Here is a 14,511-nt window from a genome sequence, read left to right as displayed (position 1 = left end):
TTATGGTCGGTTTAGTGTTAGGAGTTTCTCTTTAATCAGTTTTTTGATTCTACTCAGTTTTGTTGCCACATTGGTTTCAGATATACCCATGATGTCAGCTATTTCCACATAGCTTTTTTCTTCCAAGTAAAGTAGCATCAGCGCTTTGTCCAGTGATTTCAATTCGCCTATGGCAGCATACAGCTGTGCCACTTGTTCATTTACCGGATCCGCATCAGGAATAGAAAACTGAACAATCTCATCTTGGAGAGGACTAGTGATTTCTTTGCGTTTTGACTCTTTTCGCAGATTTGAAATAGCCACATTCAGCGCCACACGATATAGCCAGGTAGAGAATTTGTACTTGGGATCATAGCCCGAAAATGATTTCCACACTTGAAATGAAATCTCCTGAATCAGATCTTTCTGTTCTTCCTCGCTGAAGCAGTAGGTCCGAGCAACCTTATACAGAATACCCTTATTGGCTTGTAGTAGTGCTGTGAATTCAGAAGATCGGTCAGTAGTAGGCTGCATTCCAAGTTGCTTTTGTCAATGATTCGTGAGAAACTCGAAAAAATCACAGAGAAGGTGAAAATATTTTTCTGCACTATAAAAATTGCCTGTAACTATCTTCCTGTTTTGGAGTAAAATACTTCCTTATTGATTTATTTCTGAGTCATTTCCACACGAGTTTTTGGAAGACTTTCTGGATAGTTTTTCTGAATAAATTCAATCATTTTTTCCCGTACAAACACTCGAAGGTCCCAAGCTGTTGGAGAGTTTTTGGCGCTGACTAGAATACGTGTTTCTACTGTGAATTCTTTCGCATCAGAGACCTGCAGCACTTTCACTTTCTTGTCCCATAGCTCAGTTGTTTCTAGGATGCGATCCAACTCTTTGCGAAGCTCCTCAAAGGGAACCGTATAATCTGTATATAAGAAAACGGATCCAAGTAAGTCGGCAGAGGTTCTTGTCCAGTTTTGAAAGGGAGTTTCTAGAAAATAGGTGGTTGGAAGCACTAGCCTGCGCAGATCCCAGATCCGAACTACGATGTAATTCAAATTAATTTCCTCTATCCAGCCCCATTCACCTTCCACTACCACAGCATCTTCGAGACGAAATGGCTGGGTAAAAGCAATTTGAATCCCCGCAATCAGCGTCCCGATTGCTTTCTGAGCAGAGAAGCCGATAATTATTCCCGCCACACCTGCAGAAGCGAAGAAACCTACACCTACTTTTCGGACTGATTCGAAGGAAAGTAGAATAAGTCCAATTCCCAGCAAAATGATCATGAAGTTTGCGATTTTCACCATCATGTTTATTTGAGTGAGCACCTTCCTGGCTTTGAGGTTATCTTCTTGCGAAATGTCATATTGCTTGATAAAGATTTTTTTCAAAATCTGCATCAAAACCAACAAACACCAAGTAAATCCGCAGACAATCAATACGGTAGTGATATGAGGCAAATAAGCCCAGATACCTTCCCAATCTTTAGATATGTTACCGTAATAGAACTTTGAAAAAGCTAAGGCAAGCGTGACCAATAGTGGCATTACCAACCGGGTATAGTATTTCATAAGCTAAGTTGAAAAGGGTTAGAAGTAGTTGGACTGAAATAATTCAGCCATAGAAAAAGGTAATTCTGGGCGGTAAGAGCTTAGAAATTAGGGAATAGAATGGAAAAAGCCAAAATATGACTACATATCATCACATGGTATTGGTGATAAAATCATATCGTGACTATAGTCCAAGTCATCAATATTAGCTTGTACAGGAATTCCATCGACCGTCTCCATTTTACCATATCCTTCTTTCCAGCCTGCTTCTGTGTTTTTGAAGACCACTTGACGCTTGGAAGTATCACCTTCGGAAACAAAAGTATATTCAGCGATAATCATATCATCTCTGATTTCTCCATTGATTGTCCCGCTGTTTTGATCCTTTTCAAAAAGTGCATATTCTAAAGTGCCCGTGATATTTGTCCCATCCACATGAGTGGTCAGAAAGACTTCATCTTTTTCCCCTATATATCGAAAGCACTCAGTATTCAATTCTTCCACATGTTCGGAATCTGGGGAAAATGCTACATCAATTGGGGAGTCTTCTTTTGGAGCCTTACAAGAGATAAGGATTAAAGCAGTAAAAATTAGCGGATATAAAGCTTTCATGGCTGTTTTACAGTTGGTTACAGCATAATAAAAACAAAAAGACCGCCAAATGACGGTCTTTTCTGTAAATGCTATTTGTGTCTAAGTCTATTTCTCAGGCATCCCATCTTCCATCCATTTGAAGAAAACGGCTAACTCTTCCTGACTTAGTGCAGGCTTTTTCATTTTATGAGGCATATAACCCTTTTCTGAAGTATCCCTTTGCGTCCTATCTAAAATGTCGTCAATACGTGACAATACTCGATCGTAAGTATCTAATTGATCCTTCTCTCCTTCTGGGTAATGACATGGTGTACAATGTGCCAACATGATAGGTTGTATGTCTTTGTCATAAGTAACCAAAGCAAGCGTATTATTAGATGCTTTTTTAGTACTGGTACAGGACTGATATGTGATTAATCCGAAAGCACATATGAGAAGTGTATATCTTATTTTCATTAAGCATTATTAAAGTGAAGGATAATTATACTGCTTTTATTCTTATTTGAAAAGCAAAGACAGGAAGACTGCCTGCGTTAATTTCCTATCCACTCAGCTACAAAGAGGTTAGTATCTCTAGTGCCGCCATTGTTTCTATTAGAAGAAAAGACTAGGTATTTGCCATCGTTGGAGAATACTGGGAAAGCGTCAAAAGTCCCATCGTGGGTAATTCGCGTTAGACCAGTTCCATCGATATTGATCATGAATAAATTGAATGGATATCCTCTTTCCGTTTGATGGTTTGAAGCAAAAATGATCTTGTCTCCAGAAGGAAAGAAGAAGGGAGCCCAGTTGGCTTTACCTAGATCGGTGATTTTCTTCACATCTGAACCATCAGCATTTGCTACATATAGCTCCATGCTCGTAGGCATGACCAATCCTTCCTCGAGTAAGTCTTTGTATTCCTTTACATCTTCATCAGAGGTTGGCCTAGAGGCTCTCCAGATAATTTTACTTCCATCAGGAGAGAAAAATGCTCCGCCATCATAACCCAAATCTGAAGTAATTTGCTTTACATCAGAACCGTCGATATTCATCGTGTATAGTTCCAAATCGCCTGTTCTCAATGAAGTGAAGACAATTTTATCACCGTTTGGAGAAACAGTAGCTTCTGCGTCATATCCAGGATCATCAGTAAGTTGGGCAAGAATATTTCCTTCCAAATCGGCAGTGAAAATATCAAATGAGTCATAAATCGGCCAAACATACTTCCCGTCAGTTCTAGGCTCTGGTGGTGCTGGGCAGTTATCCCCGCCCAAATGCGTAGAAGCATAGACGATGCTTTTATTGTCGGGAAGAAAATAGGAGCAGGTGGTTCTGCCTAGGCCTGTGCTTAGAAGCTTAGGAGCATTATTTTGCAAATCGTCTGTTTTCCAATTGGTATAATAAACCTGATCACATTCAGCTCCCCACTTGTTATAGTCGGATTGAAAAACCAGCATAGAATCGTCAAAAGACCAGTAGGCTTCGGCGTTATTTCCTCCGAAAGTCAGTTGTTTGATATTTTTCAAATACTTCATTTCTTCTGGCGTCAACAATAAAGAATCGGATGCAGAGTGAACTTCAGTTTCTATTTCCGTTTGAACGTCTGTTTTTGGGCTGCAGGCAAAAGAAAGTAGCAACAGCACAACAAGGATTTGTCTCATTATTAATTTGAATTTTAAGAATTGCTGCGCAAAGTTACCATTTATTATCTTTGTCGAAATATGAAAAATGTCATGAATTATCTCTCTAACTATACGCTTGCTGCATTCGCAGGAGCAATGCTTACCTGGAGCTGCACCACAGCACCATCTGATGAAAGCCTAAAGGCTGGATTAAAAGACGATGTAATTTTCCTTGCTGCAGATAATCTTGCTGGTCGTGCAATCGGCACTGAAGGTGAACAAAAGGCTGCTGAATACTTAGCTGCTGAATTCAAAGAAATTGGATTGGAGCCCAAAGGAACTGAGGAATACTTCCAGCCTTTTACAGTGTCAAAACCTACTAATCCTCATGAAGAAGCTGTCATTGGTACTGATGGAGAAGGAGTTACTGGTAGAAATGTAATTGGGTATTTGGACAACAAATCTGAAAATACCATTGTGATCGGAGCACATTTCGATCACCTAGGAATGGGTAGTGAAGGTTCTCTCCATCGTGGCGAAGCAGCGATTCACAATGGTGCAGATGACAATGCCAGTGGAACAGCCGCTTTGGTAGCTTTAGCTAGACTATTGAAGCATGAAGAGCGCAAAAGCAACATTCTATTTATCGCATTCTCAGGTGAGGAAAATGGTCTTTGGGGATCAAATTACTACGTGAAAAATCCTACTATCGACCTGACGAAAGTCAATTACATGATCAATATGGATATGGTTGGTCGATTGAATGATGAGAAGACACTCGCGATTAATGGAGTTGGTACGAGCCCAAGCTTTGTTCCAGCGTTAGAATTGGCGAATGCTGATAGCCTGAAGTTAGTTACCTCAGAATCTGGTGTAGGTCCATCCGATCACACTTCTTTTTACCTTCAAGATTTGCCAGTACTACATTTTTTCACGGGTCAGCATGAAGATTACCACAAGCCTTCTGATGATTCTGAATTGATCAATTACGATGGTTTATTACTTGTAGTAAAATACATAGACCGCTTAATTGGGCAGTTGGATACCGAACCTAAGCTTGCTTTCAATAAGACGAAAGACAGCACAGGAGACTCTCCTCGATTCACAGTTTCACTTGGGGTAATTCCTGATTACTTATATGATGGCAAAGGAATGCGAATCGATGGTGTGTCTGAAGACAAGCCTGCTCAAGCAGCTGGTCTGTTAAAAGGTGATGTAGTCGTGCAAATGGGAGATTCTACCATAGTGGATATGATGAGCTACATGCGTGCGCTAAGTGCTTTTGAGAAAGGCGATGAAGCTACTGTAGCTTACGAAAGAAGTGGGGAGAAAAAGGAAGTGAAGGTGGTTTTTTAGGAGCTAAGAAACTAGATTTTAGAATCAAGATTATGTAAATACAAAACCCCGGAATCTCATGGATTTCGGGGTTTTGTTTTAGTCACGAAAGTAAATATTCTGTTACTTTATTGGATTCGCTTCCACTCCTTCAAAAGTCATTTTGATAGGTTTTATAGTGCCATCATCGTTGAATTCCATGATGTCAATTGCTGTTACGCGATGATCTCGACCTTCATTTGGAATCGGTCGACGGTGATAGACCATGTACCATTCGTCTGAGCCTGGCTTTTGAATCACGGAATTATGTCCGGCACCAGTTGCTACAGTCGTATCATTTTCTAGGATAGTTCCGATTCTTTCCCATGGGCCATTGATATTGTCTGATATGGCATAGGCCACTTTATAACTGTCATTTGTCCAGCCTCCTTCCGACCAGAGGAAATAATATTTTCCCTCTCTGATAAATACGAAAGGACCTTCTACATAGCCCTCAGGAGTGATTTCATGGAAAATCTCTCCATCTTCCCAAGGTTCAAATCCTGTAAAATCAGCGTTAAGCTTACCAATATTGCAGTGACTCCAGCCTCCATACAGCATATAATAGGTACCGTCGGTATCTTTGAAAACAAACTGGTCGATGGGTTGGGCATCATTATAGAATTCGGAAAGAAGTGGTTTACCAATGTGGTCTTTGAATGGACCTCCAGGTGAATCAGCAACCGCTACTCCCAATCCACCAAAATGATTGATGTCATTATTTGGATCCCAACCATCTCGGCTTGGGCGCTGAATATCATTAGCGGAAAAGAATAAGTAATATTTCCCATCTTTCTCGATAGCTGCTGGTGCCCACATGGCTTGTCGAGCCCACTTAATCGCGGCTGTGTCAAGGATATTTGCATGCTTTCCCCATATAACTAAGTCTTTGGAAGAAAAGGCATCGAAATGAAGCTGGTCAGTGTAGCCAGCAGAAAAAGTTGGATAAACCCAGTATTCGTCTCCAAATACTATCCCTTCCGGATCGGCATACCAGCCTTCGAAAATAGGATTTCCTGAACGTTTGGGAGCTTCTGTTTCTTCTGTAGTTTTTGGAGAAGAGCAGGCAAATGCCAATGCTAGGCCTCCAATCAGAATTGAGTTACTAACTTTCATAAGTTGGGATTTTCAAATGAATAGGAAATTTAAGCAGCTTGATTCAAATGAGAATGCGCTTGGTGTAAAAGCGATAAAATAGATTGATTTTACACTTTTGAGCCGAATAGAACATCTAATCGGCTCAAAATCATTAGAATTATGAGCCGAATAAGCTGTATATTCGGCTCATGAGTTATAATTGGGAACAGTCGGATTGGCCAACATTTACTTACAAGGAAGGTAAATCTGGGAAAATACTGCTTGATTTCCTCATGAAATCCAGGCAAATGTCTGGTGTACTCACTGGTCTGGCAGAGAGAAATCAGACTGAACTGCTAATGGAAATGATGGTGGTGGAAGCAATAAAAACTTCAGAGATCGAAGGTGAATTTCTCAGTCGAGCAGACGTAAAGTCTTCTATCAAAAAGAATCTTGGAATACACGAAGAGCAACCCTTACTTGTAAAGGATCCGCGGGCAAAAGGTATTGCCAAGCTTATGATCAAGGTACGTTCGGAATTTGCTCAAGAATTGACAGAAGAGATGCTTTTCAAATGGCATGAGTTGCTCATGGAAGGCAATCGCTATGTACGAGCTGGCCAGTGGCGGACTGATTCTTCGCCTATGCAGGTGGTTTCGGGAGCTATTGGGAAAGAAGTCGTGCATTTCGAAGCACCGCCGTCGGCCAAGGTTCCGAAGGAAATGGAAGCCTTTATCTCTTGGTTTAACAAAACTGCTCCAAACAAGGCTGAACCTATAAATAATCCCCTGATACGATCTGCTATTACGCATTTATACTTTGAATCTATTCACCCATTCGAGGATGGGAATGGGCGAATTGGCCGTGCTTTGGCGGAAAAATCGTTGCATCAAGGACTGGGACATGCCACATTGATTAGTCTTTCCAGTGTCATAGAAGAGAAAAAGAATGAGTATTACAAGGCTTTGAAAAGTGGACAAAGCTCCAACGAAATCTCTGATTGGTTGGATTATTTTGCCGAAACCGTCTTTCATGCACAGCTGAATGCCGAGCAATTGGTCAATTTCACGCTCCAAAAAGTCAAATTCTTTGATCGATTTAAGGAATTATTAAATGAACGCCAGACCAAAGCTATCAATCGAATGCTGGCTGAAGGACCAGCGGGTTTTGAAGGAGGAATGACTGCAAAGAAATACATGGCGATCAGCAAAGCCTCAAAGGCGACAGCCACCCGGGACTTACAGGCTTTGGTGGAATTAGGCATCTTTTTGCCGCAGGGCGGGGGAAGAAGTGTGAGTTATGAACTGGAATTCAATAAGCAATAATCCAGCTTCTGGCTAACTGATTATCAGAAAACCGAAAATTTTCTATTCGAACTTTCAATGATCATTTTAGATAGCTAAGTCTTTCTTGACAAGTAGTATATTAATCCCTCACAGATTCAATTTTGCCTAGTTTTTGCTCTATTGGCCAACATTAGCCATAATAAAAACCCTATTGGTTGCATTTACCCAAACTCAAAAAATAGTCCTTAGCTGATTAATTTGCTTTTTCATATCCTTCAAGCACAGATTCAAAAGTTGAGATTTTCAGTTTGTCTTTTTCGGAAAGATCATTTTTGCCAAGTGGATTTTGCTCCAAAGGATCTTCCAAAAGTGAATAAATTCTACCATCTCCATAGAGCTTCAATTCCGTATCCTGTACGTAAGTGCTATTTTCAAATTGTCCCCAATTAGGTGCGTAATAGCAGTATATCCATTCACGTCTATTGGCATTATCCCCAACTAACTGAGGATAAAAACTCAGGCCATCTGTAGGCACTAGTTCAGGATTCTTGAAATGAGCAACTTCAAGGAGAGTGGGAAGAAAATCAGTGAAATCAATCAGGCTTTCATTCTTGCTTCCCGGCTCAATTATTCCTTTCCAGTTTGCAATAAATGGCACATGTGTTCCAGCAGAAGTAGTATGACCTTTATCTCCTTTAATGGATTCACCAAGTTGAGAACTAGTCACTTTTCTATCGGTACCATTATCCCCGACGAAAAGTATCAAGGTGTTCTCACGGATGCCAAGTTCATTGGTTTTGTCTACGATGGATCCTATCAGTTTGTCCATGTACTTAACCATTTCGGTAAAGTAAATCGGGTCATTGGTCTTTGATTTGGCATCAAAATCTGCAAAACCCGGATTAGATGGAGTGGGCACAAAAGGATCATGAGTGATCACCATAGGATAATAAATAAAGAACGGCTCATTTTTATTGTTCTCCATAAACAGATTAATCTGCTCTGTAAAGAGATCTGGACCAAATTTTCCTTCATAGGTTTGGGTACCTGAATTAGAGCTAATCAGCGGATCTTTGTACCTGCTTCCCAACTGTTTGATTTGCCATAGAAAATATTCATCAAAGCCTGCGTCTGTAGGTTCCGTTCCTATTTTCCCTCCTGCCAACTCATGCTGCTTAGAATTCCCATACAATTGCCATTTTCCAGCAATGAAGGTTTTATACCCTGATTTTTTCAAATAATCAGCGAAAGTAAGCTCCCCTGGCTTTAATAATCCGAACCCTATATAATTCCTAAAATTGTACTTACCTGTCATGATTTGTACCCTCGAAGGAGTGCAAAGTGGCATGGAATACGTTTGGGTGAAATTCATCCCCTCCTTCGCAAGCTTGTCAAGATTCGGAGTTTGATAATCATCAGATCCGTTAATACCCAATGTTTCATAGCCGAGATCATCAGCCATAATGAGGATAATATTGGGAGATGAATGCTCGCTCCCTTGAGCCATTGCTTGGAATGCAAGACAAAAGCAGCTGAGAATAAGAAATGAACAAGTTTTCATTTTGGTATTACTTGTGGAGGATTAAAAATATAAAAGGAGAAGCAATTAGCTTCTCCTTTTATCAAATTACCAGTTTGGATTTTGTGTTAGGTTTGGATTGAGCGTAAGCTCATCGTTGGGAATTGAGATTAGATAATCTCGATTTGCCTTGAAACCGTACCCACTAGGAATTTCGGTTTGGAAATAATCTACCAAACCATCTTCATTCACCTTAACCTCTAGGGTTGGGAATTCTGATTGCTCAAACGGATATCCAAGCGGTCTTTGGCCTACAAATAATCCCTCTGCAGCCCATCTTCTATAGTCATCTATGCGCTGTCCTTCGAGAGCAAGCTCTACTCGACGTTCATTCCTAATTGCATAAAGTGCATCATCTATAGCATATCCATAGTCCAACAATTGATCGCCATATTGTTCTTGAGGAATCACTTCAAAATCTGGCATTCCAACTCGGCTTCTGATCATGTTTAATTCTGAGAATGCTATTTCTTGATTCAGTTCATACTTAGCCTCAGCATAATTTAGAAGCACCTCCGCATATCTAAAGTATATTCTACCTGTTTGGCTATATCCCCCAAAATCAGCACCAGCACCTGAGGAATATGGATTGGAATATTTCTTCACCTGAAATCCAGTAGCACTGAGTTCCTCAGATCCTCCATCAAGGAATGGCTTATCAAATAATTGTCCAGAACTACCTACACGCAAATCTCCAGGTACCCATACTGTAGCATGAAACCTAGGATCAACATCCGCTGCAACTTGGGTCAAAAATGCATTCCCCTTTGTTGATTGTGCAAGCCCTAAGTAATCGTAAGGTTTTCCATCTTTCCCGAGGTAGGAAGTAACCAGTGACCAAGTAAGAGACATATCTCTCGTTCTACGTGTAGTATAAAACTGTAATTCATGTCCTAATTGCTCTGCAGTACTAGCTATTTTATAGAAAAGGACTTCATTGACATTTGACATATTATCCAGCCCGAAAAGGTTGTAGTAATCTGCATTAGGATTACCAGTATTCATCAGTCCCACTGTATAATTCCCGTTCATTAATTCTTCCGAAGCTTCTACTACTTGAAGAAAATATTTGTCTGGATTTGCACCACTTGTAGCGAATTCGGTGCCTGCATGGTATTTCTGCCAGCTGCCTTCATATAATGCTACTTGGGCTTTGAATGCAAGGGCTGTTTCCTTATTAAGTCTCGTGTTACCCACTGCTTCTCTTGTTCCGAGGTACTGGAACGCTTTGTCCAATTCAGAGATAATGAAATCTGCTACATCCGTGCGAGGAGCACGAGGATCAAGCAAAGCCTCGTCCCCAGGGAAGAGCTGATGGTCATAGATTGGAAGATCTCCATAGTCCTTGTACAAATCATAGTAAAACCAAGCTCTGAAGAAATGAGCTTCTCCTAAGAATTGCCCATATGAACTGATATCTGCTTGGACATTATCTAGGTTATCAAACAGAATATTGATACTTCTTAGATTCGACCATTCATTTGTCCACTGTCCATTTCTGGGTGCGCGAGTACCATTAATTACAGCATTTGGAATTGCAACAATTAAGTTGTCGGAATTATTTTCAGACAAAGGAAGATTAGCACTCCCATGACTGGGAAAATTAGCGTAGTACTTCTTGACGTAATTTTCAATATCATTACTAGTCTTAAAGTAGTCATTAACTGAAATCTGATCTTCAGGCGGATTTTCAATGAACTCATCACAAGCCATTGTACCAAAGAGTAGTGTGCTTATTGTAAGTATATATAGTAACTTTTTCATTTTTGTAGTGGTTTGATTAATTGGTGATTTTTAAACCGAAAGAAAATATACGGTCAGCACCATAGGTTTTGCCGACACCATAGCTCCCACCTACTGCGACAGGATCTATTCCCTTAGGAAGGCTAGATAATGTAAGTAGATTCTCTCCTGAGAAATAGACTCTGAGGTTACTAATTTTCATTTTATCAAGCAGCGGTCTAGGGAAGGTATAACCTAATTGAACATTTTGAATTCTCATATATGCGCCACTTTGTAGGTATCTTGTACTGGCAATTCTATTCTTATTATTTTGAGCATTATTGATATAAGGACGCGGGAAATAAGCTCCAGTGTTGAAGTTAGCCTCGCCTTCAGTGATACCCGTATAGGCATCTCCTACTTGATCTCTGAAATAATCTAAATGATCTTCAGTAAGAGTAGTTTGGTTACCAGTTCTAAAACCCCAGAACATATTTTCACCAGAACCAAACCAAAGGTCTCTTCTACCTACTCCTCTTATTAGCATAGACAAGTCGAATCCCTTATATGCAGCACTCAAGTTCAAACCAAACTGAAAGCTAGGAGTACTATTTCCGATAATCTGAAGATCACCATGATCATCCAGCGTGTTTGCTCCATTATCCACCTTGCCGTCTCCGTTGGTATCGAGGTATTTTACATCACCAGTATTCCATGCCAAACCAGTCAGGTCTGTTAAATCAACCTGAGAGGTGTAAGTGTCTATTTCTTCTTGTGTTTGGTATAGAGAGTTTGCCGAATACCCCCAAATCTCACCTTGTTCACGTCCTTCATACCAATTGGAAAGAACTCCCTCTGGATTTGAATATTTAGTTACAACCGCTTTACTGTCGTAGAGGTTGAAACCTACGTTGTAAGTGAAACCGCTATTTGTCGTATGTCCATAATTGATAGAAGTCTCCCATCCTCTAGATCGTAAGGTGGCATTATTAGTTTGTGGTACACTAGAACCAAGTACTCCCGGCGCAGGTGCCACAGGACCAATCATATCATAGGTAGTTCTTTCGAACCAGTCGAACACTACTTTTAATCTATCGTTTAGGAAGGACATATCCGCTCCTATGTCAAGTGTGCGTGCTGTTTCCCAGGTCAAATTATTACTTACCAAGGATGGGGTTCCAGCATAGCCTACCGGTCTGCTTCCTCCTTGTTCGAAAATCCAGTTTACAGCATTGCCAGAAAGTGGAATTAGTAAAAGATCGAGATAAGGATTCACGTTTTGGTTTCCTAACTCACCCCAAGAACCACGGATCTTCAATTTATTGACAACTGGTTGGATAGACTCCCAGAAGTTCTCTTTGTCAAGGTTCCATCCTACCGAGAAAGAAGGGAAAAAACCCCATTTGCTGCCTTCTTTAAACCTTGATGTACCATCGTAGCGGGCATTTGCCTCAAGCAAGTACTTTTCCTTGAAGTTATAATTGAATCTGCCGAAATAACCTTGTGTACTATAAGTTAGAAGACCTTCATCCATCTGGATCTCTCCATCAGATGTATTTAAAGAAGGCACGTCTTGCACCAATATATTTGTTCGAAATCCGCTCAGGTTTCTTAGTTTGGTTCTTTCGAATTGTGTACCTGCTAAGATTTTAAAATTGTGGTTTTCCCCAACTTTAAACTCATAGGATGAGAACACATTGGTTGTCCAGTATATATTACTATAATGTGTAGATCGATAGTTACTAGGTACAGTATTTCCACTTGGAGTTAAGGTTTTATCTACCAAGTGATCGTAAACAGTTAGTTCCTTGCTTTGGTAGAATTGATCTACGTTTCTAAAAGCAAAATCACCATGAACAGTTAATCCTTCTATTGGTCGGAAATCAGTAGAAAAATTTTGCCAGTTTTCGGTAGTCTCCGTACGATCTGTTCCAGCATCATTTACCCATGGGATTTTAGATTGAATCATAATATTTCCAAATCCGTCATACATGGCATTGGTAGGCATGGTACGAGCAATTTGATGAAATATTAGATCATAAGAACCTTGGCGATCCATATTAGGCAATTCCCGGATTTGCTTAGAGAAGCGTGGCTGATAGGTGAAATCCCAGTTTTCAGTAATTGAGGTAGTGATTTTACCCATCACATTATATCTATTAAAGGTATCAGTACCGTAGTTTAATACCCCGTCTTGGCCATATAGCCCAGCAGAAAAGTAATAGGCCGTTTTATCATTTCCTCCAGAAAGTGTTAAATCATGCTTTTGGATAAATCCCGTTCCATAATACTCATCAAACCAATCCCTGTTAGCATTACCAAATTGGTTAAAACCCCATTGGTTCTGACTGTTAAGGTTAGGTGTTGTTTCAAAATAAGTAGCATCCTGTGGAAAATTTGGTCGACTTCTTAGGAAATCAAAGTCTCCAGCTTGGTAAGCAATGATGTTTTCTACGATCTCATCTCTAAAAAATCTACCACCAGCTCCTGCTACGCCTGCTTCATTAATTGCTTTCGCAAATGTCAATGAGTTCACCATACTTGGAAGATTTTGTGGAGTTGGTATGGATACATTTCCAGAATAGCTAACTCTCAACTTTTGATTTTTTCCAGATTTGGTGGTGATCACAATTACCCCATATGGTGCTCTAGCTCCGTAAATTGCAGAGGCAGCAGCATCTTTTAAAATGGAAATAGATTCAATATCATCAGGGTTTAGGCGATTCATATCACCTGGAATCCCATCAATGATAATATAGGGTTCCCCTCCACCATTCAGTGATCCCATTCCACGGATTTGAACTCCAAGGTTTGCTCCAGGTTGGAAACCGTTATTACCTACACTGAAAGTAAGGCCAGGAGAGGTACCTTGAAGTAGCTGAGAAACAGTTGGAGATGGCCTGCTTTCTATCATTTTACCATCTACCACATCTACTGCTCCAGTTAAATTGGTCGCTTTTTGAGTACCATAACCCACTACCACTACCTCAGAGAGTGATTGAGCATCTTCACTCATAGTGATATTAATCTCACTAGAGTTTCCAACCTCTACTGTTTGGGTCGCATAACCTATAAAGGAAAATTGCAAGATAGCTCCTTCTTCCACTGTAATGGTGTAATTACCATCTCCATCTGATACAGTTCCTCTCGTGGTGCCCTGTACAGTAATAGTTGCGCCAGGGAGTGCATAACCCTCCGCATCTACTATTTTACCTTTAATCGTTACCTCGACATCAGTAGAAGAACTCAAGTTCTTCTTTATTGTCGGGCTGGCCTCAAGAAGTGTAGTATTGCCAAGCGTGTTGGAATAGGCCGAGAATGAAAGAAAACCTAGTACAAGTACTAAGATCTTAGATTTACACGCTAGCCCTTTAAGTATAATTTTCATCATATAAAGTGGGTTAGTTTAAAATTTTTAAGAAGTTGAAGTTTTCAGTTGAACTTAACCAGAGCGATTATATCAGGCAGACTATCCTGTTATAGGTGGTAAATAGGGCCTATGGCCGGTTGTAAAATTTGGGCTATTGACCTATACTATATACAATATATTGATTATTAACGATTTATTAATCTTTTTCACCAGGATTCATAGCATTCGCCAATAAAAGTTTTACAGATTCAGTTGTATATTTCTAGTCCAAAGGGATTTATAAATCACCCCCAAGAGTATTTATCAAGTGGGCTAAATCATATGCATTCATCTATAAACCACCATCCTTATAATTTTTGCATTCCCAATT

General features: G+C 40.1%; 11 protein-coding genes. 2 read left to right on the top strand and 9 right to left on the bottom strand.

Going from position 1 to position 14,511, the window contains the following annotated elements:
• From LV85_RS01320 to LV85_RS01300, 5 genes are all read right to left on the bottom strand, one after another.
• Positions 1–513, bottom strand: coding sequence for an RNA polymerase sigma factor (locus LV85_RS01320; RefSeq protein WP_111316368.1), 513 nt, complete (start codon positions 511–513; stop codon positions 1–3).
• Positions 514–644: 131 nt separating this feature from the next.
• Complete coding sequence (locus LV85_RS01315; protein WP_111316367.1) at positions 645–1,556, bottom strand: mechanosensitive ion channel family protein; 912 nt, start codon at positions 1,554–1,556, stop codon at positions 645–647.
• Positions 1,557–1,676: 120 nt separating this feature from the next.
• Positions 1,677–2,147, bottom strand: coding sequence for a hypothetical protein (locus tag LV85_RS01310; protein WP_111316366.1), 471 nt, complete (start codon positions 2,145–2,147; stop codon positions 1,677–1,679).
• An 87-nt stretch (positions 2,148–2,234) separates the two neighbouring features.
• Positions 2,235–2,585 carry a hypothetical protein gene (locus LV85_RS01305; protein WP_111316365.1) on the bottom strand — a complete coding sequence of 117 codons (351 nt, stop codon included), beginning with the start codon at positions 2,583–2,585 and terminating at the stop codon, positions 2,235–2,237.
• A gap of 77 nt (positions 2,586–2,662) precedes the next feature.
• Entirely contained in the window at positions 2,663–3,772 is a 1,110-nt protein-coding gene (locus LV85_RS01300) for a TolB family protein (RefSeq protein WP_111316364.1), read from the bottom strand.
• Positions 3,773–3,844: 72 nt separating this feature from the next.
• Here LV85_RS01300 and LV85_RS01295 point away from each other — a divergent pair, with 72 nt between their 5' ends.
• Positions 3,845–5,089: a M28 family peptidase gene (locus LV85_RS01295; RefSeq protein WP_211318357.1), complete on the top strand. Its 1,245-nt coding sequence runs from the start codon at positions 3,845–3,847 to the stop codon at positions 5,087–5,089.
• Between the two features lie 102 nt (positions 5,090–5,191).
• Here LV85_RS01295 and LV85_RS01290 read toward each other — a convergent pair whose 3' ends face one another.
• Positions 5,192–6,223 (bottom strand): glycoside hydrolase family 43 protein, encoded by a 1,032-nt coding sequence (locus tag LV85_RS01290; RefSeq protein ID WP_111316363.1) that lies wholly within the window; start codon positions 6,221–6,223, stop codon positions 5,192–5,194.
• Positions 6,224–6,393: 170 nt separating this feature from the next.
• On the opposite strand from LV85_RS01290, the gene LV85_RS01285 reads away from it, so the two are divergent.
• On the top strand, positions 6,394–7,509 hold the full coding sequence (locus LV85_RS01285) for a Fic family protein (protein ID WP_111316362.1): 1,116 nt from the start codon (positions 6,394–6,396) through the stop codon (positions 7,507–7,509).
• Between the two features lie 214 nt (positions 7,510–7,723).
• Here LV85_RS01285 and LV85_RS01280 read toward each other — a convergent pair whose 3' ends face one another.
• The 3 genes from LV85_RS01280 to LV85_RS01270 form a co-directional block, all read right to left on the bottom strand.
• Entirely contained in the window at positions 7,724–8,977 is a 1,254-nt protein-coding gene (locus LV85_RS01280) for a sulfatase-like hydrolase/transferase (RefSeq protein WP_245942094.1), read from the bottom strand.
• A gap of 120 nt (positions 8,978–9,097) precedes the next feature.
• Positions 9,098–10,813 carry a RagB/SusD family nutrient uptake outer membrane protein gene (locus LV85_RS01275; RefSeq protein WP_111316360.1) on the bottom strand — a complete coding sequence of 572 codons (1,716 nt, stop codon included), beginning with the start codon at positions 10,811–10,813 and terminating at the stop codon, positions 9,098–9,100.
• Positions 10,814–10,829: 16 nt separating this feature from the next.
• Positions 10,830–14,162, bottom strand: coding sequence for a SusC/RagA family TonB-linked outer membrane protein (locus LV85_RS01270; RefSeq protein WP_111316359.1), 3,333 nt, complete (start codon positions 14,160–14,162; stop codon positions 10,830–10,832).
• Positions 14,163–14,511 lie beyond the last annotated feature (349 nt).

It is taken from the genome of Algoriphagus chordae (assembly GCF_003254055.1).
Taxonomy (GTDB): domain Bacteria; phylum Bacteroidota; class Bacteroidia; order Cytophagales; family Cyclobacteriaceae; genus Algoriphagus; species Algoriphagus chordae.
Note: the sequence above shows the minus strand (reverse complement) of the source record. Positions and strands in the feature narration are given on the sequence as shown.

Coding starts and splice junctions, on each gene's coding strand:
- LV85_RS01320 (WP_111316368.1), bottom strand. CDS start 513: ATGCAGCCTACTACTGACCGATCTTCTGAATTCACAGCACTACTACAA.
- LV85_RS01315 (WP_111316367.1), bottom strand. CDS start 1,556: ATGAAATACTATACCCGGTTGGTAATGCCACTATTGGTCACGCTTGCC.
- LV85_RS01310 (WP_111316366.1), bottom strand. CDS start 2,147: ATGAAAGCTTTATATCCGCTAATTTTTACTGCTTTAATCCTTATCTCT.
- LV85_RS01305 (WP_111316365.1), bottom strand. CDS start 2,585: ATGAAAATAAGATATACACTTCTCATATGTGCTTTCGGATTAATCACA.
- LV85_RS01300 (WP_111316364.1), bottom strand. CDS start 3,772: ATGAGACAAATCCTTGTTGTGCTGTTGCTACTTTCTTTTGCCTGCAGC.
- LV85_RS01295 (WP_211318357.1), top strand. CDS start 3,845: ATGAATTATCTCTCTAACTATACGCTTGCTGCATTCGCAGGAGCAATG.
- LV85_RS01290 (WP_111316363.1), bottom strand. CDS start 6,223: ATGAAAGTTAGTAACTCAATTCTGATTGGAGGCCTAGCATTGGCATTT.
- LV85_RS01285 (WP_111316362.1), top strand. CDS start 6,394: ATGAGTTATAATTGGGAACAGTCGGATTGGCCAACATTTACTTACAAG.
- LV85_RS01280 (WP_245942094.1), bottom strand. CDS start 8,977: ATGGCTCAAGGGAGCGAGCATTCATCTCCCAATATTATCCTCATTATG.
- LV85_RS01275 (WP_111316360.1), bottom strand. CDS start 10,813: ATGAAAAAGTTACTATATATACTTACAATAAGCACACTACTCTTTGGT.
- LV85_RS01270 (WP_111316359.1), bottom strand. CDS start 14,162: ATGATGAAAATTATACTTAAAGGGCTAGCGTGTAAATCTAAGATCTTA.